This is a genomic window from Halomonas bluephagenesis, assembly GCF_054790765.1.
On record NZ_CP133631.1, the window covers coordinates 1,471,808 to 1,491,343 of the forward strand.

The 19,536-nt window shown below is 53.7% G+C and carries 15 protein-coding genes and 1 pseudogene; 6 read left to right on the forward strand and 10 right to left on the reverse strand.

Features of this window, described 5'->3' with window-relative positions; all coding sequences use genetic code 11:
- Positions 1 to 211: 211 nt before the first annotated feature.
- The 3 genes from REH51_RS06490 to REH51_RS06500 form a co-directional block, all read right to left on the reverse strand.
- Positions 212 to 1,276: a serine hydrolase gene (locus REH51_RS06490; protein WP_039868822.1), complete on the reverse strand. Its 1,065-nt coding sequence runs from the start codon at positions 1,274 to 1,276 to the stop codon at positions 212 to 214.
- A 61-nt stretch (positions 1,277 to 1,337) separates the two neighbouring features.
- Positions 1,338 to 2,444, reverse strand: a complete 1,107-nt coding sequence (locus tag REH51_RS06495; protein ID WP_498937249.1) for a heparan-alpha-glucosaminide N-acetyltransferase domain-containing protein — start codon at positions 2,442 to 2,444, stop codon at positions 1,338 to 1,340.
- A gap of 169 nt (positions 2,445 to 2,613) precedes the next feature.
- A complete protein-coding gene (locus REH51_RS06500; protein WP_009722824.1) occupies positions 2,614 to 2,928 on the reverse strand; it encodes a hypothetical protein in 315 nt (104 codons plus the stop codon).
- Positions 2,929 to 3,309: 381 nt separating this feature from the next.
- On the opposite strand from REH51_RS06500, the gene REH51_RS06505 reads away from it, so the two are divergent.
- On the forward strand, positions 3,310 to 4,515 hold the full coding sequence (locus tag REH51_RS06505; protein WP_009722825.1) for a CaiB/BaiF CoA transferase family protein: 1,206 nt from the start codon (positions 3,310 to 3,312) through the stop codon (positions 4,513 to 4,515).
- 2 nt (positions 4,516 to 4,517) lie between these two features.
- Here REH51_RS06505 and REH51_RS06510 read toward each other — a convergent pair whose 3' ends face one another.
- The 4 genes and pseudogenes from REH51_RS06510 to speB form a co-directional block, all read right to left on the reverse strand.
- Positions 4,518 to 5,978, reverse strand: a complete 1,461-nt coding sequence (locus REH51_RS06510; protein WP_498937251.1) for an aldehyde dehydrogenase family protein — start codon at positions 5,976 to 5,978, stop codon at positions 4,518 to 4,520.
- Positions 5,979 to 7,631 (reverse strand): annotated as a pseudogene (locus tag REH51_RS06515) (5-guanidino-2-oxopentanoate decarboxylase).
- A gap of 11 nt (positions 7,632 to 7,642) precedes the next feature.
- On the reverse strand, positions 7,643 to 9,025 hold the full coding sequence (locus REH51_RS06520) for a YjiH family protein (RefSeq protein WP_009722828.1): 1,383 nt from the start codon (positions 9,023 to 9,025) through the stop codon (positions 7,643 to 7,645).
- A gap of 133 nt (positions 9,026 to 9,158) precedes the next feature.
- Positions 9,159 to 10,109 carry an agmatinase gene (speB, locus tag REH51_RS06525; RefSeq protein WP_009722829.1) on the reverse strand — a complete coding sequence of 317 codons (951 nt, stop codon included), beginning with the start codon at positions 10,107 to 10,109 and terminating at the stop codon, positions 9,159 to 9,161.
- A gap of 211 nt (positions 10,110 to 10,320) precedes the next feature.
- Between speB and REH51_RS06530 the strand changes: the two genes are divergently transcribed.
- From REH51_RS06530 to REH51_RS06550, 5 genes are all read left to right on the forward strand, one after another.
- Positions 10,321 to 11,739 (forward strand): sigma-54 interaction domain-containing protein, encoded by a 1,419-nt coding sequence (locus REH51_RS06530; RefSeq protein WP_009722830.1) that lies wholly within the window; start codon positions 10,321 to 10,323, stop codon positions 11,737 to 11,739.
- Positions 11,740 to 11,837: 98 nt separating this feature from the next.
- On the forward strand, positions 11,838 to 12,965 hold the full coding sequence (locus REH51_RS06535; RefSeq protein WP_009722831.1) for an ABC transporter ATP-binding protein: 1,128 nt from the start codon (positions 11,838 to 11,840) through the stop codon (positions 12,963 to 12,965).
- Positions 12,966 to 12,982: 17 nt separating this feature from the next.
- Complete coding sequence (locus REH51_RS06540) at positions 12,983 to 14,263, forward strand: ABC transporter substrate-binding protein (RefSeq protein WP_498937253.1); 1,281 nt, start codon at positions 12,983 to 12,985, stop codon at positions 14,261 to 14,263.
- A gap of 77 nt (positions 14,264 to 14,340) precedes the next feature.
- Complete coding sequence (locus REH51_RS06545; RefSeq protein ID WP_009722833.1) at positions 14,341 to 15,225, forward strand: carbohydrate ABC transporter permease; 885 nt, start codon at positions 14,341 to 14,343, stop codon at positions 15,223 to 15,225.
- On the forward strand, positions 15,222 to 16,079 hold the full coding sequence (locus REH51_RS06550; RefSeq protein WP_498937255.1) for a carbohydrate ABC transporter permease: 858 nt from the start codon (positions 15,222 to 15,224) through the stop codon (positions 16,077 to 16,079). Before REH51_RS06545 ends, REH51_RS06550 begins: the two co-directional genes overlap by 4 nt.
- A 102-nt stretch (positions 16,080 to 16,181) precedes the next feature.
- Here REH51_RS06550 and REH51_RS06555 read toward each other — a convergent pair whose 3' ends face one another.
- From REH51_RS06555 to REH51_RS06565, 3 genes are read right to left on the reverse strand one after another with little or no spacing between them, the layout of a single operon-like run.
- Positions 16,182 to 17,606, reverse strand: a complete 1,425-nt coding sequence (locus REH51_RS06555; protein WP_498937257.1) for a glycosyltransferase family 2 protein — start codon at positions 17,604 to 17,606, stop codon at positions 16,182 to 16,184.
- Positions 17,606 to 18,739 (reverse strand): HEAT repeat domain-containing protein, encoded by a 1,134-nt coding sequence (locus tag REH51_RS06560; RefSeq protein ID WP_498937259.1) that lies wholly within the window; start codon positions 18,737 to 18,739, stop codon positions 17,606 to 17,608. Before REH51_RS06560 ends, REH51_RS06555 begins: the two co-directional genes overlap by 1 nt.
- Complete coding sequence (locus tag REH51_RS06565) at positions 18,729 to 19,526, reverse strand: YaiO family outer membrane beta-barrel protein (RefSeq protein WP_498937261.1); 798 nt, start codon at positions 19,524 to 19,526, stop codon at positions 18,729 to 18,731. The genes REH51_RS06560 and REH51_RS06565 overlap by 11 nt, the downstream gene beginning before the upstream one ends.
- Positions 19,527 to 19,536: the final 10 nt, after the last annotated feature.

Below are 19,536 nucleotides of genomic sequence, written 5' to 3' on the forward strand. Positions count from 1 at the left end.
TCGCGGGTGCGCTTCGCTTACCACGCGCTACAAAACCTATGGCACCTACCGTAGCGCGGTGTAACGAATCTCGCGAGGTACGAGCGAATGAGGCACCCGCGTCGTTAGCCACCAAGCGCTACAACTTTCCAACGGCAGGCCGTGAAACATCAACAGAGCATTGGCTCAGTTTATCATGCTGGTACGGCGTTAGGTGCTAGCGTTAGCTGGATTAAAGGTCAGCTAACGCACCACTAAAACGTAGCGCATCACCAACACTTGCCAAGGCGCGTTCGTGGGCGCTTACCGGAAGCGGGCCTCGGCTACAGGCGACAATTACCCACGGCCCCTGCGCTGAAGAAATACGCGAGGCAATACCTGCATCGCAACTGCGACGGTGCTGGGTACCGGTTTTATGGGCAAAATGGATGTCACTGCCCAACCCTTGTTTCAAGCGGCGCTCGCCAGAGGAGGTGCGGCTCATTACCGCCAGCAGCATTTGGCGTTGTTCCGCCTTTAAGTCCGTCATGCCCCCATGGTGAAGCGAGGCCAGCACATCCCCGTAGGCACGCAGCGTGCCTACGTTCTCACCCGTGGCTTCATAGGCATCAAAGGCGCGGTCGTAGTCAGGTTGTTCGAAGGCATCTTGGCGCACGCTAAGGGCGTGGGCTAGCGCTACCGGCCGCTGGCTAACACCATGCTTGCGCAGTGCCATAAAATCTAAACCACCTAAGCCTTGAGCATCTGCATGAAGCTGGCCATAAACGCCTTGGCGAACTCCAACGAGCTTGCTAATCGGCCCTATATCGCCGGGCCTTCCACCGCTCGCTGTCACCATGGCCTTTGCTCGTTCATTCACTGCCTCAAGCCCTACACGGTCAATCAGCATATCTGAGGCGGTGTTATCGCTAACGGTGATCATCTGTTCCAACAAATAACGAATAGAAATAGGCGTGCCTGGATCATGCCAGTTTACCGGGCCTGCGCCATCCACATAGTCACTTCGCGCCAGGGTAATCCGCTCATCAAGCGATAGCCTGCCAGCTTGGCGTTCGGCCAACACCTGAGCAGCCACCGGCACTTTTATCAGCGATGCCAAATACCACGGTTCATCAGCTTGCCAGGAATAGGCTTCACCACTAGCCAAATTCTGCACATACACGCCCAACTGTCCGCTAAACTCCTCTTCAATGGCGGCCATGCGGGCATTTAAATCGCCCTGCCAGCGGCTCTGTTTATCGACTTCATAGTACCAATCTGCATGAACGGGCAGTGCTATTAAAAGCGCTACTACCATCAGCCCGCGCTGTATCCAGTGTCGCAAATCGTGAACTCCCGTCAGTTTAATCGCGCTTATTTTAACGATGAGCCGCCATCCAGCGGGTCAACCAAATCCACAGCGCGGCACCGAGTATTAATAAGCCACCAACGCCAAGCGCCTGCGGATAGCTGTAGGATCCTTCACCTTCCAATAAAAAACGCAATACCAGAAAAATCATCACGATATGGAAAATAAAGGCTTTGAGCGCATCACTGCCAACGAGGGTGATCGGCAACAGTACTTTCGCAGCGGCTGCTCCACCCGCTAAGGCAAGCCCAAGCAGCACCAACGCGCCACCCACGCTAAACAGCATAAAGTTTATCCCTGGCGGGTGTTTTCCCACATTACGAGCCACCGCCATCATCGCACCATGAACATCGCCCCCGGCGATGGCTATGCCATAAAAGGCAGCTACCATCAGCACCCCCGCCACTACCAGCCAACGAATTAAGCGGCGGCGTAAAGTGGCATCGAAATAGCAACGTAACAGCGCTTCGCCGATCAATAATCCAGACAATATTAGCGGGGCGCGGCTAAGCTGCCCCCAGGCATAGTGCTCTTCATGGTCTACCAGAAACGCTTTTAAGAGCTCGTAGCCCCCAAAGGAAAAGCCTTGTAACCACGCTGAAAGCGCCGTTAACCCTGCAATGGTCGCCAAACGCCCCCACAGTGGCGTTCGCGCCCACAGCGGCAATATTAACGGCACCCATAGCAAGGCAATGGCATAAAAACCTAGAATCTCTACCCAGATAGCAAATCGCCCGTAGAGCAGCGTATCAACGATATCGCCAGGCGAACTAAAGGGGAGCATTTCTATAATAATCAGTGCTTTATACCAAAACCAAACCTCAATGGCCCTTACCCACAGCTTTACCCGCCGCTTGGGCCAATCGTCACCTTGCGTGTGAGACAAGAAGGCCACCGCCAACGCGATGCCAAATACTAAAATAAACAGCGAGGACGAGAATTTAGTCAACAAGTGGATAGGCACCATGCCCCAGTCGGGTACATGACGTATGCCAACTAAACCGCTAACGGCATGGCTGATAATCATCAGCCCAATGGCGATACCGCGAGCGAGATCAATCGCCTCAATACGGCCTTGCGCTTTAGGAAGCTGTGGTACCTCCTTCCAATTCAACACGTCGGCAACGTCCTTGTGGCTGATAGTAATAATAGGACTCTAACCATAGCCTATTCACTCCCTGCGCCCTACTTAACATCTTTTAACGCAAAAATGCCCCGCAACTGGCGGGGCATTTCATGGTTCATCCGTGAACCGGAATAGAAGTTAATCCTTTAGCAGTCATGGATTACCAACCGGAGTCATCTTCCTCTTCAGTTTCCCATGTGTCTTGCTCTTCTTCTTCCTCTTCATAAGTGAATTCTTGCTCTTCCTCTTCGTACTCGGTCGTTACACCTTCATTAGTAGCGCCTTCAGTGGTGGCACCTTGCTCTTGATCAGAGTCGAAAGAGTTGTAAGCGCCTTGCTCATCCTGAGTCGTTTCTTCCTGCGGAGCAGGCTCGTAATCATCGTTGCCTTCCATGCCGGCAAAGGCCAGCGGGCTAGCGATTAAACCAAACGATACGCCTAAAATGCCAAGTTTCTTGAGAGCTTCCTTTTTCATAGTCATGCCTCCTGATATGGCTTTGCTTTCACTTCAGTTTTCGGTAATCAAAAAATTCGATAGCTTGAAAACGTTGGTTAGTGGCAAGAACGTCGTGTCTTCCTAACACTGCGCTCTTGCCCAACACATTGCAGCCGCCATACCAGGAAATGCCAAAAAAATAAAAAACACTATAAATACAATTACTTGAATAAAAATCGTGCATGCCAATCTAATGCCGCAGCGATCTTTAATTAGTGATTTATTGTTTATCAATGACACATGAGCCCCGCTGCAGCATGACAGCAAGGCCATAAACTTGCTTTCAACTACTAGACAATATCGGCCATGCGCCTTAAACGTAATGAACATAATATTAACGACACGACCAGGAGGGCCTTAATGCATGCTCCCGAAGCGCGCCAGCTTCCTTTAAAAGGCGTGAAAGTTCTTGAACTTGGCCAGCTCATTGCAGGCCCTTTTGCGACCAAGCTACTAGGTGAGTTTGGCGCCGATGTGATTAAAGTTGAGCCGCCTGGCACCGGCGACCCCCTTCGCAAATGGCGAATGCTTGAGGAAGGCACCTCGCTTTGGTGGCACGTACAGAGCCGCAACAAGCGATCCGTGGCGCTGGACTTGCGCAGTGAAGAGGGCCAAGCGCTGGTGCGCAAGCTCGCTGCCGAGGCTGATGTGGTGGTGGAAAACTTCCGCCCAGGCACATTAGATAACTGGGGGCTAGGCTGGGAGGCGCTATCAAAACTCAACCCAAAGCTGATCATGGTGCATATTTCCGGCTACGGACAAACGGGGCCTTACCGTGACAAGCCCGGCTTTGGTGTGGTGGGCGAAGCCATGGGAGGGCTGCGTTATCTCACCGGCCAGCCAGGAGAGCCCTCTGTGCGCGTGGGTGTGAGCATTGGTGATTCGCTTTCCGCGCTTTACGCTGTCATTGGTACCTTGCTGGCACTGCAAGAACGCAATCGCAGCGGCCTGGGGCAAGAAATCGACGTGGCGCTGTATGAATCAGTATTTGCCATGATGGAGAGCTTGCTGCCGGAATTCGATGCCAGCGGCCAAGTGCGCGAACCTAGCGGCAGTGCTCTCCCCGGCATTACGCCGTCTAACGCCTACCGCTGCCAGGGCGGCGATTACGTACTCATTGCCGGTAACGGCGACAGCATTTTCAAACGTTTGATGGGCGTCATTGGCCGTGATGATCTGGCCAACGACCCCACGCTGGCCCACAACGATGGCCGTAGCCAGCAGGCTGAAAAGATCGACGCTGCTATACAAGCGTGGTCTGAAGAGCGCCCAAAAGAGGCGATTCTTAAAGCGCTGGATGAGGCACGCGTGCCAGCAGGCTATCCGTACACCGCTGAAGATATTGCCTTTGACCCCCATTACTTGGCGCGGGAAATGATTCAGACCTTCACCCGCCCCAACGGAAAACCCTTAAAAGTCCCTGGAGTACTGCCCAAACTGAGCGCTACGCCAGGGCGACTCGGCGATGGCGGCCCTGCGCTTGGCCAGCATACCGATGACGTGCTGGATGAGCTGGGTATTGACCAAGAAACCCGTGCCAAGCTGCGTCAAGCGGGCATTATTTAGAGCTATTTAGGCCCAATCACATGCTTCACTTCCAGGTAGGCACTTAGCCCCCAGGGGCCGAGTTCACGCCCAATGCCGCTGCGCTTGAAGCCGCCCCAGGCGGTTTCAGGCAGCACCAGCTGCTCACTGTTGTACCAAATGCTACCGGCTTTTAGCTGGCGACCAATGCGCTTTGCCCGCTCAGGGTCACCGCTAATCACCGTCGCAGCTAATCCATAAGCGCTATCGTTGGCGAGTTTAATCGCCTCTTCTTCGCTGGTAATGCTGCGTGCGCAGAGCACTGGGCCGAAAATCTCCTCTTGCCACAAGCGGCTTTCCAGCGGAACATCGCGGTAAAGCGTCGGCGCTAAAAAGTAGCCCTGCGTGGGTAACGTGCGATGGGTAATATCGCGCACTGCCGTTAGGCCTTCTTGTTCTGCCAAGTCTAAATAGCGCTGTACCGCATCGCGCTGCTTAGCGCTGGTCAACGGCCCTAAGTCGGTACCTTCGGCGAGTGGGTCACCTAAGGTTAGCGCATCCATCCGCTCAGCTAGGGCGAGATAGAGTGCTTCTGCCACGCTTTCATGCACCAGTAAACGCGAAGTCGCTGAACAGATTTGCCCGGCATTGAAGTAGATACCCGCCATTACCCAGTCGGCGGCTTGAGATGGGTCGGCGTCTTCCATTACCAGGATCGGCGATTTTCCACCTAGCTCTAGGGAGACACTGGCAGTGCGAACGGCAGCAGCTTGCATGACGGCTTCGCCGACTCGGTTACTGCCCGTAAAAGAGATTTTATCTACACCTGGGTGATTGGTTAGCGGTGCGCCAATGCCCTCGCCATCGCCGTTAAGCAGGTTCAGTACACCGGCTGGCAGACCAATTTCCAGGGCAATTTCTGCCAGTGCCAACTCGGGGAGCGGCGTCACCTCTGACGGTTTGAGCACTGCGGTACAGCCTGCCGCCAACGCGGGCGCCAGTTTCCAGGCGCTTGTCACCAGCGGGAAGTTCCAGGGCGCAATCAGCCCAACGACACCCACCGGGTCATGATACGTACGTGCCTCAACGCCCTCCATTTCCACACTAATCAACTCGCCTTGGCGGCCATCCAGTGCTTTGGCCTGCTTAGCGTAATAGCGATAACAGGCAATCGCATCGTCCAGGTCTATGCCTGCTTCAGCTAGCGGTTTGCCGTTATTAGTGGCTGGCAGAGTGATTAGCGCTTCTCGGCGAGCCTCCAACGCATCGGCAAAACTATCTAGGTACTTTGCACGCGCAGCTCCACCCAGCGCTTGCCAAGCAGGTTGTGCTTGCTGAGCGGCTTTAACGGCAGCGTCGACATCTGCCGCGTCCCCCGCCGTGACCTGAGCAATGCGCTCTTCGCGATAAGGGTTCATCACATCGAGCATGCGCGTGCCTGCTGAGGCAACCCATTGATTGCTGATGAACTGCTGATTGATAAATTGCTGGTTGATTAACGGCATCTACGTATCCTGGTCAGAAATTCTGCACGCACGCTGCCAAGCAGCCGCGCCTATTTCAATGAGTAACGGGCCATTTGAAACGCGCTTAGCGAGTGAGTTTGCAAGCTCCTCAGGGCTTTCAACCCGCACGCTTGGGCAACCAAACCCTTCGGCCAAAGTAAGAAAGTTGGGGGCTTGAATATCCACGCCCAAACGCGCCACACCGTTGGCATCCATATAGCGGCGAATTTCTTCATAGCCTGCGTTGTGCCACAGCACAATCACCACCGGCAGGCGTTCCTCCACCGCGGTAGCAAGCTCAGAAAGGGTGAACATCACCCCGCCATCACCAACAAGCGCCACCACGGGTAGATCAGCGCGAGCTAACTGCGCACCTAACGCTGCTGGCAGTCCATAGCCCAAAGTGCCTTAGCCAGTAGAAGCATTGAAGTAGCGTCTTGGCGCTGGCTGGCTGACTAGGTGGTTGCCCGCATACACCGGCGCGGTGGAGTCGCCTACTAAAATCGCCTCGGGCAAGTAGTCTGCTAGGGTTTTATAAAGCGGTACAAAGTCGCTAAAAGCCGGATCGTTAACCAGATTCAGTGCGCCCAACGTCGTGGTAGTTCGTTCACTACCTTGGCGCTGCAAGGGGTCGGGGAAATGAGCGAGTAAAAGTTCTAGGCTACGCCCGGCATCGCCAACTAACCCTAGCGTTACACGCTGGTTGCGCACCAATTGTTCGGGGTCGAGATCAATACGAATCAGCGTGCCATTAAGGTGAAACCCACCGTCAAACACGACGTCGTAGTCGGTCTCGCCGAGTTCGGTGCCCACCGCCAAAATCACATCGGCATTGGCCGCCAGTTCGCGCACCGCTGGCAGCGCGGCATTCGCGCCCAAATCCAGCGGGTGTTCGCGGCCTAGTAGCCCTTTAGCGTTGATGGTCGTCACCGTGGGGGCATCAAGCTTCTCCACCAATGCCCGAGCAGCGACTGGCGCTGCCACGCAGCCCCCTCCCAGAAGCACCAACGGCTGGTTGGCCGCTTTTAATAAACGAGCCGCTTCAGCAAGCCCCTGCGGGTCAGGCGCTGCTCGGTAAAGCGTTGGCGCTTGCCAACTGGTCGGCACCTTCACCGGCGCATTGAACAGGTCAATCGGAATTTCAATATGCACTGGGCCTGGGCGCGCACCATTGAAGATCGCAAAGGCGCGGGCCAGCACATCTGGTAGCGTATTGGCATCCAATAGCGTATGGCTAAACCGCGCTACGCCGCTAATCATCTGCTGTTGGCTGGGCAGCTCATGCAGCCGACCTTGGCCTAGCCCCAACGTATCTCGACGACTCACACTAGAGATCACCAGCATGGGGATAGAGTCTGCTAATGCTTGGCCCATGGCAGTGGCAATATTGGTCATCCCTGGGCCAGTGATAATCAGGCATACCCCAGGCTGGCCGCTAGCGCGGGCATAGCCGTCAGCCATAAACCCTGCGCCCTGCTCATGGCGCGGGGTTATATGCTTCACGTCGCTGCCTTCCAGCCCACGGTAAAGCTCTACCGTGTGCACGCCTGGAATGCCAAACAGAGTTCGAACCCCATAGGTTTCGCGCAGCAGGCGGATCAACAGCTCGGCACAGGTCATGGTTGAGTGATTGCGCGTTGCGTCAGCGTTCATAACAGGCCCTCTCAGAAGAAAAATGTGTGGGCCATAAAGGCAATAATCGGCAGTGTAATCGCGGTACGCAGTAAGAAAACCACTGCCAGTTCCCAAAACTTGATGGGAATTTTCGATTTGAGTAGCAGCGCACCGATTTCAGACATGTACACAAGCTGCGTCATGGAGAGACAGGCAATGACAAAACGGGTCAGCTCACTTTCAATATTCGTCGCTAGCACCGCTGGCAAGAACATATCGGCAAACCCGACCAGCGTGGCAGGGGCCGCCGCTTGTGCTTCAGGGATACGCAGCAATTCAAGCACCGGCACCATTGGGTAAGAGAGCCAGGTAAACAGCGGAGTAAACTCGGCTAAGATCAGCGCGACAGTGCCGATCGCAAACACCAGCGGCAGCAGTGTCAGGAAGATATCAATCACGTTGAGTAGCGCTATGCGTCCCAACTCGCGCGGCCCCGGCGCACTGCCTGCTCGACGAGTGGCCTGTAAAAGGCTGTAGCGAAACAGTCCCACTTTTTCAGTGCGCTCTTCGCTAAGCTGGCATCCGACGGGCTCATAGTAGTCATCAGATTTGCGCGAAAGTGGCGGAATCCGCGACACGATGACCGCAGCGATCAAACCAGACACCACTACCGTGAAGTAGAACTGCACGAAGAGATGGTTAATATCAACAAAGTTAGTAACCAATAGACTGAAAGCAATGGAGGCAACAGAGAAGTTGGTCGCAATGACTGACGCTTCACGGCCGTTGTAGTAACCCTGTTCGTACTGCTGGGCGGTGATCAAAACCCCCACGGTGCCCGACCCCATCCACGAGGCGGTGGCATCGATAGCGCTGCGTCCCGGTAGGTTAAAAATCACCCGAAACGGTTTACGCACCATGGTGCCGATAAACTCCATAAAGCCGAACTCGACCAGAAACGGTAGCAGAATCGCCGCAAAGAAGAAGAACGTTAGCAGTACCGGGGCCAAATCATTCAACATGACGCCACCGGTAAACGAGGCGGTGACGAACTCAGGGCCGAATTGAAAAAAGGTCATGAGGACAAAAATCGCACCTAATATGCGCATGACAACCCAAATAGCGCTTACATCAAACATATCGTGAAAGGGGCCATTTTTTGCCCAATCAGGTTTGGCAAGCTTGGCGTATAGTGTTACCACCACCGAAAGACAAAGAATGACTACCGCAATGGCGGGTAGTGCTGCCCCCAATAGCGTTTGCAAGCCGTCCGCCATCAGGCCCATGCCAATGTTAATGGAGTCGCCTACTTGAAAAGGCACTAGAAACAGCAGCACCCCGATCAACGATGGAATAAGAAACTTCAATAAATGCGCGCGGGGGATCTCCGCCGGAGACGTCGGTTCTTCCGACTTTACTTGAGAGTAAGACATACGTTTCACCTATTGGAAGTGATTATTAGAGGTGGGTTGGCGGCATCCTGGCAGGCAATAAGCAGCCTGCCATTTCTTTGTTCATTAGCGCCTTGTCAGGTAAGCGCTTTTATTTGTTCTATTTCAGGACTGGTTAATCACCGTGCTTCACGCCCGGCAGCACGCAGAGCATTTCGTACAGCAGTGTGGCGCCCATTAATGCGGTGTTACCGCTAGGGTCGTAAGGAGGCGACACTTCTACCAGATCACAGCCGACAATGTTTAACCCTGCCGCACCGCGCACAATTTCCAGCCCTTGCGCTGAGGTCAGCCCGCCCATCTCAACCGTTCCCGTTCCTGGCGCAACGGAAGGGTCCAAGCCATCGATATCGAAGCTGATATAGACAGGCACATCGCCCATCTGCTCGCGCACTTCTTCCATCAAGGGGGCAAGCGAGCGATACCAGCACTCTTCAGCGGGAACGACGCGGAAACCCTGGCCTCGGCACCAATCAAAATCCTCGGCTGCGTAACCGGTACCACGAAGGCCGATTTGAACCACTTTGCCGTGGGCTAACAGGCCTTCTTCCTGGGCACGGCGAAACGGCGTGCCATGGGCAATCGGCTCACCGAACATGTGCTCGTTTACATCGGCATGGGCATCAATATGGATCAGCCCCACTGGCCCATGTTTTTTGGCAATGGCACGTAAAATGGGCAGTGTCAGGGTGTGTTCGCCACCCAGCGTTAACGGAATGCAGTCGTGCTTAAGCACGTCATCATAAAAGGCCGTGATGATGTCAACGCTTTTGGGCAGATGAAACGTGTTGATGGGCACGTCACCTATATCGGCCACTTGTAAACTTTCAAACGGCGCGGCGCGGGTCGCCATGTTATAGGGTCGAAGCATGCGAGATTCATCACGAATCTGACGTGGGCCAAGACGCGTACCAGGTCGATTAGACGTACCAATATCCATTGGAATACCGATAAAAGCAGCATCTAAGCCAGCTGCGCTTTCTTGGGTGGGTAAACGCATCATAGTGGCAGGCCCACCAAAGCGCGGCATGATATTGCCACCGAGCGGCTGGTTAAAATCAGACATACAGATCTCCTTGGCGTTGTTTATGTTGTAGCGCTGTATTGCGTACTAATAGCGAAATACATTGCACAGAACATGCCAAGTCTCTGAACGCCCTGATAATAGGGCTTCCAGCCATCACCGATGCAATAATGCATCAAAATGACGTACACTTAAGTCAAATATGCATCGTTGATGCAAAAATGAATCAGAGATTATTCAAGAGACAATCGCTGTGAGTGAAATCGATAAGTGCGTGCTAAAAACCATTGTGGAAACCGCCAACGACCACTTCTTTATCGTCAGCGGCGAAGGTCGAGTGCTTGATATTAGTCCTGGCGCTGAGGCTGTTTATGGCGCGCCCCGGGAAGAGTTGCTAGGCAGTAGCGTTTACCAGCTTCAGCAAGCAGGCATCTTGAAGCCATCCATCACCTTAGAAGTGATGCGCACCCACCAACCAGCACAACTTATGCAGGTAACAGGCACCGGACGCCGTGTTATTGCTGACGCTTACCCCGTCTTTGTTAATGGAAAATTGGAACGTGTTATTAGCCGTTCCAGAGACTTAACCGATTTACAGTTACTACAAGACGAATATGCACTACTCCAGAAGCGCTTTAGTGAGCATTTAAAGCGCAGCCAAGCAGCCCCCGATGCAGAAGAGCAAGCGCTGGACGATGCGTTGGATAACCTGCAGGCAAGAAGCCACGTTATGCGTGAAGTCGCCTTGCTTCTCAAGCGGGTCGCCCCCTCGGACGCCAATGTATTGATGCTAGGGGAGTCAGGCGTGGGGAAAACCGCGTTTGCCAAGCAGCTTCACCGCTGGAGCCAGCGTCAGGACCACCCCTTTATTGAGGTTAACTGTGCGGCCATTCCCGAAAACTTATTTGAGTCTGAGATGTTTGGCTATCAACCAGGCGCGTTTAGCGGCGCTGCCCGTCAAGGAAAAGCAGGCTTATTAGAGCAGGCGGAAGGCGGCACACTGTTTCTCGATGAAATCGGTGAGCTTCCGCTATTAATGCAAACCAAACTGCTAAAAGTCATCCAGGACGGGAGCCTTACCCGGTTAGGTGATACACGACCGCGCAAAGTGGACTTTCGCTTAGTTGTCGCCACGAATCAGAATCTAGCTAAACAAGTAGAAGCGGGCCTATTTCGCCTGGATCTTTACTACCGTCTCAACGTCATACCGGTCACGCTTCCTCCTTTACGCGACCGCCGAGAGGATATTCCTGATCTCGTGGAAGCCTGTTTGAAGCGCCTTAACCAACGCTATGGGCGACAAAAAATCCTGGGCAACCAAGTATGGTCAACCTTAATGGGAAGCGACTGGCCAGGTAACGTCCGCGAGCTTGAAAACTGGCTAGAAAGAGCTTGGTTATCCAGCCCAACGGATCAAATTGAAGCACCTAGCCCTCACCCCTTTACGGAGCAGCCCCCTGCTAATCTAGCGCAAACTTCAACCTCTTCGTTAGTCGCCGCCTTAGCACCAGAGGAAACCCTAAAGCAGTACCTCGCCAGGCTGGAGCGCGACACACTGGAAGCGCTGAGCAAAACGCTACCCAGCACGTATGCCATCGCTGAACGGCTGGGTATCAGCCAATCCAGCGTGGTGCGCAGGCTGCAGCGTTATGGCATTAAAATCACTGTCTAACGCTTAGGCTGACATATCCTCGCCACATAAGCGTCACACAACCGAAACACCTTCATCGCACTCTGAAACATCGTTGTTTATTGCTGGTGAAGGGGTTTATGAGCCAATCGCGTATCCGCCTGGAGCGCGTCTCCAAATGTTGGGGCGCGACAACCGCTGTCGATGACATCTCGTTTGATGTCACGCCTGGGCAGTTCGTTATTTTGCTGGGGCCATCTGGCTGCGGCAAATCTACCACGCTGCGTATGGTGGCGGGTTTGGAAGGGGCCAGTAGCGGGAAAATCCATATTGGCGAGCGCGATGTCACCCTTCTTCCCCCCGGCGACCGCGGGCTGAGCATGGTGTTTCAGTCCTATGCGCTGTTCCCGCACTTGAGCGTTGCCGACAATATCGTTTTTGGCCTACGCAGCCGCAACGTACCCAAAGCCGAACAGCGCCAACGGTTAGCCCACGTCGCTGAACTGGTTGATCTTACTGACTACTTAAACCGCAAGCCTGCCCAGCTTTCCGGCGGCCAGCGCCAGCGGGTGGCGTTGGCCCGCGCGATTATTTCTGAACACCCGATCTGCTTGATGGATGAGCCACTTTCCAACCTGGATGCACGGCTGCGAAGTGATATGCGTCGGGAAATTAAAGCGCTGCAAAGCCGCTTAAACATGACGGTGATTTACGTTACTCACGACCAAGTGGAGGCCATGAGCATGGGCGATCGTGTGATTTTGATGCAGCAAGGAAAAATCGTTCAAGACGGCACACCTGACGAGCTCTATAACCGCCCGGCCAGTGCCTTCGCCGCTAGTTTCATTGGTAGCCCCGCCATGAATCTCCTGCCACTGGTAGCAGGTGAAAAGGGAGCCGTTATAGAAGGCGAACCAACGACGCCGGTCGCTCCTTTAGAAGCCGCGGGCGGGCAACTGGGTGTGCGCCCAGAAGATATCGAGCTACGCCCCGAATCTGAACCCGGCGTTCCCGCAATGGTGTTGAGCGAAGAGTACCTAGGCGCGGACACCATTGCTCATGTGGTAGTGGGCGCACATACCTTACGCGTTCGAATTAGCGGCAAACACTCTGTACCCAACTCGACCTGCCGTCTGTACTGGCCAGCAGAAAGCGCTCACTTTTTCGATCCTCACGGTACACGGCGAGACGACCTCATGATGGGCGCGCTTACGCCAACATACCGAACCGTTCCTCGTCCACCCGCGGTGGGCTCTTTCCAGCACTGACACTCGTGGAGCCGTTTATGCGTTTACGTATTCCTTTCGCTATGACTACCCTGGCAGCTGGCCTATTAAGTGTTGCTCACGCTAATGCGAATAGCGTTGACCTCACTATGTACTACCCCGTTTCGGTGGGCGGTGCGCTAACCGACGTGGTGGATAATTTAGTAGCTGAGTTTGAAAGCGAGCATCCGGATATCAACGTAGCTGCGATTTATGCTGGCAACTACGATGACACCCGCGTGCGGGCAATGTCTGCCATCGAAGCAGGCGATACACCGCAACTATCGGTGCTGTTTTCTATCGACCTATACGAGTTAATTGAGCAAAACGCCATTGTCGCCTTCGACGACCTGGTCGAAACCGATGAAGAGCGTGAGTGGCTCCATAGCTTCTACCCAGGCCTGATGGAAAACGGCCAGTTGGATGGCAAAACTTACGGCATCCCCTTCCAACGCTCGACCATTGTGCTGTTCTGGAACAAAGACGTCTTTGAAGCGGCAGGGCTTGACCCCGAAACGCCCCCTGAAAACTGGCAAGAGATGGCCGACATGGCCGCTACCGTGCGCGAAACCTCTAATGGTGAGCAGTGGGGTGTGATGGTTCCTTCTACCGGCTACCCCTACTGGATGTTCCAGGCATTCGCTTTTCAAAATGGCCACCGGCTAATGAGCGAAGATGGCACCGAAGTCTACTTCGATGACCCCGCAGCGGTTGAAGCGCTGGAGTATTGGGTATCGCTAGCCACCGAGCACAATGCCATGCCTGACGGCACCATTGAGTGGGGCACCCTACGCCAGAACTTTCTCGAACAGTCTACCGCGATGATGTGGCACACCACCGGCAACCTAACCGCTGTGCGGAGTGACGCAACGTTTGATTTTGGCGTCGCCATGCTGCCGATGAAAACCCAGCGCGGCAGTCCTACTGGCGGTGGCAACTTCTACATTTTTGAAGATACGACGGAAGAAGAGCAACGCGCGGCGATGACCTTTATTCGCTGGATGACCGACCCTGAGCGCGCCGCTGCTTGGTCAATTGAGACCGGCTATATGGGCGTTAGCCCCGCCGCCTACGAAACCGACGCGCTGCAAGACTATGTGGAAGAGTTCCCACCTGCCGCGGTCGCCCGCGACCAGCTTGAACACGGCACGGCAGAGCTTTCCACTTACCAGGGTGGCCGCATTCGCCGCGCCTTGGATAACGCCGTGCAAGCGGCGCTGACCGGTCAAATGACACCACGAGAAGCGCTTAACCAAGCGCAGCAAGAGGCCGATAGCGTGCTGCGTCGCTACGCCCGCTAAGGCTCTTCGTTCAAAGGTAATTTATAGACCTGTTCGCCGGGGTTCGCTCCGGCGCTTCCAACGTGCGGTATTCAATTATGTCCTTCACCGACCACCGCAAAATGCAGCTTTACGGCGCCCTGTTGCTGTTGCCTGCCGCCATACTGTTAGCCACCTTTGCTTACCTTCCAACCATCGCCACTGTGGTCAACAGCTTGTTTTTACCCGGCTTTCGCGGTGCGCCTACGCAATTTGTAGGGCTAGAAAACTACCACGTGTTGTTTGCAGACCCGACGTTTTGGAAGGTAGCCCGTAACAACCTGATCTATGCGCTAGGTACGATTCCTACGTCTATCGCTCTGGCCTTGGCGATGGCGCTGTTTGTAAATGGCAAATTGCGCGGGCGTGGCTTTGTGCGGATGGCTTATTTTACCCCTACTATTTTGCCAATGATCGCAGCCGCCAATATCTGGATGTTCTTCTACGCGCCGCAGATCGGCCTGTTTAACAAGTTGCTCGGCGCGCTAGGATTTTCCGGCGTGAACTGGCTTGGCGATCCAAGCGTGGCGCTTGGCTCTGTGATTGTGATGTCGATATGGAAGGAAGCCGGCTTTTTCATGATTTTTTATCTGGCAGCGCTGCAGGGGATTCCGCCAGAACTGAAGGAGGCTTCTGAGCTTGAGGGCACCAGTCGCTGGAGCTTCTTCAGGCGGGTGACCTTCCCACTGCTGATGCCCACCACGCTATTTGTGCTGATCAACGCGCTAATTAATGCAGTACGGGTCGTCGATCACCTGTTCATTTTGACCAAGGGCGGTCCGAACAACGCCACTAACCTGCTGCTTTATTACGTTTATGAGAACGCGTTCTCCTTCTTTGACCGCACCATGGCGGCCACCATCACCGTGGTCATTTTGCTAGTGCTTGCGGTGGTGGCCACGCTGAAGTTCACGGTTCTCGATCGCAGGACACACTACCAATGAGCTCAACCTCATCACTGCCTTCAAAAACATACTCGCCACGCGCGCGCTTTTTTTCAGTGCCATCGCTTGAAACCATTGCTGCTTGGCTGCTGGCGCTTATCTGGATTTTTCCGCTGCTGTACGCATTTTGGGCAGCGTTCCACCCCAGCGAATTTATGGTCAGTTTTACGCTGTTTGCGCCATTAACACTGGAGAACTTCGCTGTCGCCTGGGGGCAAGCCCCCTTTGCTCGCTATTATCTAAACACCTTTATGCTGGTAACGGGGGTGGTACTCGCCCAGTTCATTGTGTGCACCTTGGCGGCGTTTGCCTTTGCGCGCTTTCCAATTCCTGGCAAGAACATACTGTTTATGCTGGTGCTTATTCAGCTCTTCGTATTTCCCGAAGTACTGATTGTCGAAAACTACCGCATCGCTAGCGAGCTGGGGCTGATCAACACTATCACCGGTATTGGCCTGCCCTACGTAGCCAGTGCCTTCGGCATTTTTTTGCTGCGCCAAACCTTTAAGACGATTCCCCGAGAACTAGAAGATGCAGCCCGCATTGAAGGCTGCAACTGGCTCGAAATTCTTTGGAAAGTATATGTTCCCCTGGCCAAGCCCACTTATCTTGCTTACGGGTTGGTCTCCATCAGCCACCACTGGAACAATTTCCTGTGGCCACTGGTTGTGACCAATTCAGTAGAAAGCCGCCCATTAACCGTCGGCTTAGGGGTCTTCTCTCCCCCGGAAACCGGCGTAAACTGGGCCACGGTGAGTGCCGCCACGCTATTAAGTATCGCCCCACTGCTAATCGCCTTCCTGCTCTTTCAGCGTCAATTCGTGCAGTCGTTTTTAAGGGCAGGGATTCGCTAGATATTTTAGTCGCAAAGCCCGCAAAACAGGTGTATCAAACTAGGACTTATCGGTAACCCCTGCGGGAGTCGCGACTGACTACCGCTGATTTTCAGATAGCATTTAATGTTTTCCCCATTCGCCACTCCGCTTCATAGCCCCCCACTGATGCTTACGACGTGAAAACCATTGCCATAAACCACGACAGCGCCAGAGAGTATTTAATTGTCGATAACCAAAGTTCTCTATCACTGCCACAAGAAATAGCCGCCACATATCCCCCCGTTTTGCGTATACGCGAAACGATAGCGTTTCCAGTAACAACCCATTAACCGACAGCAGGATGCCCATACCAATGGCAACCAACATAAAGACGGTCAACGCTACAGGAGAAATAACCCCCAAACTGAAACCGACCAACATAAACAGGTAGCCACCTAGTTCAATTAATGCCCCCAGCCACTCAAACAATGCCATAAATGGCCATGCCAGCCTTCCCGGCGCTCCACCTCGACGACTCACCGCCATTTTGGCATGACGCGATAGACTTTCGGCCAGCCCACGCTGCCAACGACTACGCTGCTTGCCTAACGTGGCAATATCTTCGGGCGCTTCTGTCCAGCAAATAGGGTCTGGCAAATATTGGATACGATACGGAAGGGTCTTTTCACGGTGATAGCGGTGCAACCGCACCACTAGCTCCATATCTTCCCCTACAGTGGTAGTGCTATAGCCACCGATATCAATCACTCGCTCACGATTAAATAGGCCAAATGCTCCTGAAATAATCAACACCGCATTCATCGGCGTCCAGCCTAAACGGCCTAATAAGAACGCGCGCAAATACTCAACAATTTGAAAACGTGCTAGCAAATTGCGAGGAAGTCCTGCCTCAAGCAAATACCCCCCTTGAACTTTGGAGCCATTGGCAATACGCACCGTACCACCAGCCGCTATCGTGCGCTCATCCTCTAAAAAAGGTTGAACAACCCGTAACAGGCTATCTCGCTGCAAAATGGAATCGGCATCTACTGCGCAAAAAAGCTCGTGCCTAGCCGCGTTAATCCCAGCATTTAAAGCGTCTGCCTTACCCCCATTCGCTTTATCAATCACTTTTAGATGGCTATAGCGACGCGAGCGATAAACACCTAACACTTCTTTATGGGAAACACTGAGGCGCAGTGGTTCAGGATACTCCTCTAGATCAAAGGCTTCTTTCAGTTCTGCCAGGGTGTTGTCCTTTGAACCATCGTTAATAACCACAATTTCAAACTCAGGATACTGAAGCTGCATCAGCGATAGAAGCGACGTGCGAATGGTAGCCTCTTCGTTAAACGCTGGCACCAGAATGGATACAGCTGGCTCCACACCAAGGTATGGCACTGTTTCACCAAGCTCAGCACGCTGGCGCATATAGCGACGGAGGCTAATCATGGACAATACATTCAGAGCTAAGTAACCGCCATTCAGCAGTACAAAGTAACTAATAAATCCAACTTGTAACCACCAAATCCAATCAAATCCGAGCACTGCTTGCCAGCTTTCCATCACTGCTTCTCCGTCATCGCGCGACGCAACGCATCACGGCCATAACGATCCTGTAGCCCTTCGTATAGGGCGCTAAGATGGTGAGCCTCGATACCCGGAAGCGCAACTAAAGCGTCAGCCGCCGCTTGACGCACCCACCAATTAGAATCACTTAACACACGAATAAATTGCGCCTCATCATCACTGTTTGCCTGGCGCTTGAACGCAACAACAGCTTCAGCCCGCACCTGTGGCAGCGGGTGGTCGAGCGCATTTATTAACAACTCCCGGTCTTGCCGATCATGCAACTCTGCCAAACAACGTAACGACGCACACACGGCATCGCACTGCTCTTTACTCATTTCCACAGAGACAGGCGTTTGGTGAAGGCAACGCCTAGCCCATCCTGCTGCTTTAGCCGGTAACACCCACTCAAGCAACGCCACAATTCGCATGGGAGAGCCTTGCTGCAACGCCGTAAGAAGCGGCGGCCCTGCTGCTGTCCGTCCCGCCTGCTTACAGAGCGACTTAAAGCGGAGATACGCCCAATCTCGTCGTTGCATATAAAAAGGAACTAAAAACTGCATGGCACGGGCTGGGTTCATCGCAACCAGCACCTGCGCGGCCGCCAAGCTTTCTATCGCGTTTGATGACATTACCAGCGGCGCTACAGACACCCAATGACGCTCTTCACCTACATAGCGTAAGCAGGTAAGTGCTAAAAGCCGCCGGTGTACTTTTCTACTGCCTAGAAGAGCTACTACATAGTCATCCATCACTAAGTGGTTAAAAAACGCATTTAACTTTTCTTTCGTGCTGCCTCGTAGCTGGCGCTGCAAACTCACCCACATCAGCAGTAGCCAAAGGCGCTCTTCCTGGCGTTTCTGAGTTAATGGCGGGAACTTCTCATACTCGCCAATACTCCAAGCAGTGAGCACTGGGCGCCATAGCTGCGTAAAGGCAGCTCGCCTTCGCTCGCGCCTAGTAGCTAACTCAGAGAGCACCAGTACATTTAACATCATTAACAGCGTAACCGAGGCAAGCGCCATAACGCTGTAAACGGCTATCCTAAGAACAGGATCACCTAGCATAACGGTGAGCTCTTGAAGGGCCGCTAACAATAGGTCAACTAACGTTTGTAGTTCAGAAAGCACGGCGTACGCCCACCTGAACACCATAGCGGTTATAAATATCCCCCTGGCTGACCCAGCCGAGATCCCAGGCAATGGCCCAGTTCGCATCTAGCCAATGCCTGCCACGCACTCCTAGTCCTGAAACGGAACTAGTTAATACATTGCCATTCGGCAGCCCCTCTTCCTCACGCCCGGCGTTGGCACGAAGGCCAATAAAGCTTGTGTCGTTATAGTAGCGTTCAAGTGCCACTGCGTGCCCAACTGGCGTACTTGCCCCCTCAACATCACTAATGTTCAAGGTATAAGCGCCACGCCAACTTCCCCAATAGCGCTCAACCCCTAGTGCTAAACGGTCAACCTGGGAGTCCTCATATTGCGTACGGCGTATACTAGCGTTACCCAACCATCCATCAGGAAATAAGCGCTGTATGCGAAGGTCAGCGTACCAGTTAGGCAGAAAATCAGCGTCAAACGATCTACCTACTTCTGGCTGTACAAACCAGTTCTGTCCTATTGGTACAGCAGTACCTGCTTCAATGCCTTCATCCCAACTTCCATAACGACGCTCCCGCAGCACAGTGCCATACCACGTTACCCCCTCAGCAGTGTGATGCTGGGCATCAAAGCGCTGGGCCTGCCAGGAGGAGAATCCGCTGTCTAGGTGCTCATAACGCTGCGATACTTCAATTTCAGTCCGGCCTTCATCGGCCGTCACAAAGGGGGCAATACCCAAGGCTAGGACCATTAGTACTAGATGCCGCTTGCTTGCCGCATTTCCTTTACCATTAGCACGATCAACGTGAACCATCAGTTTTCCC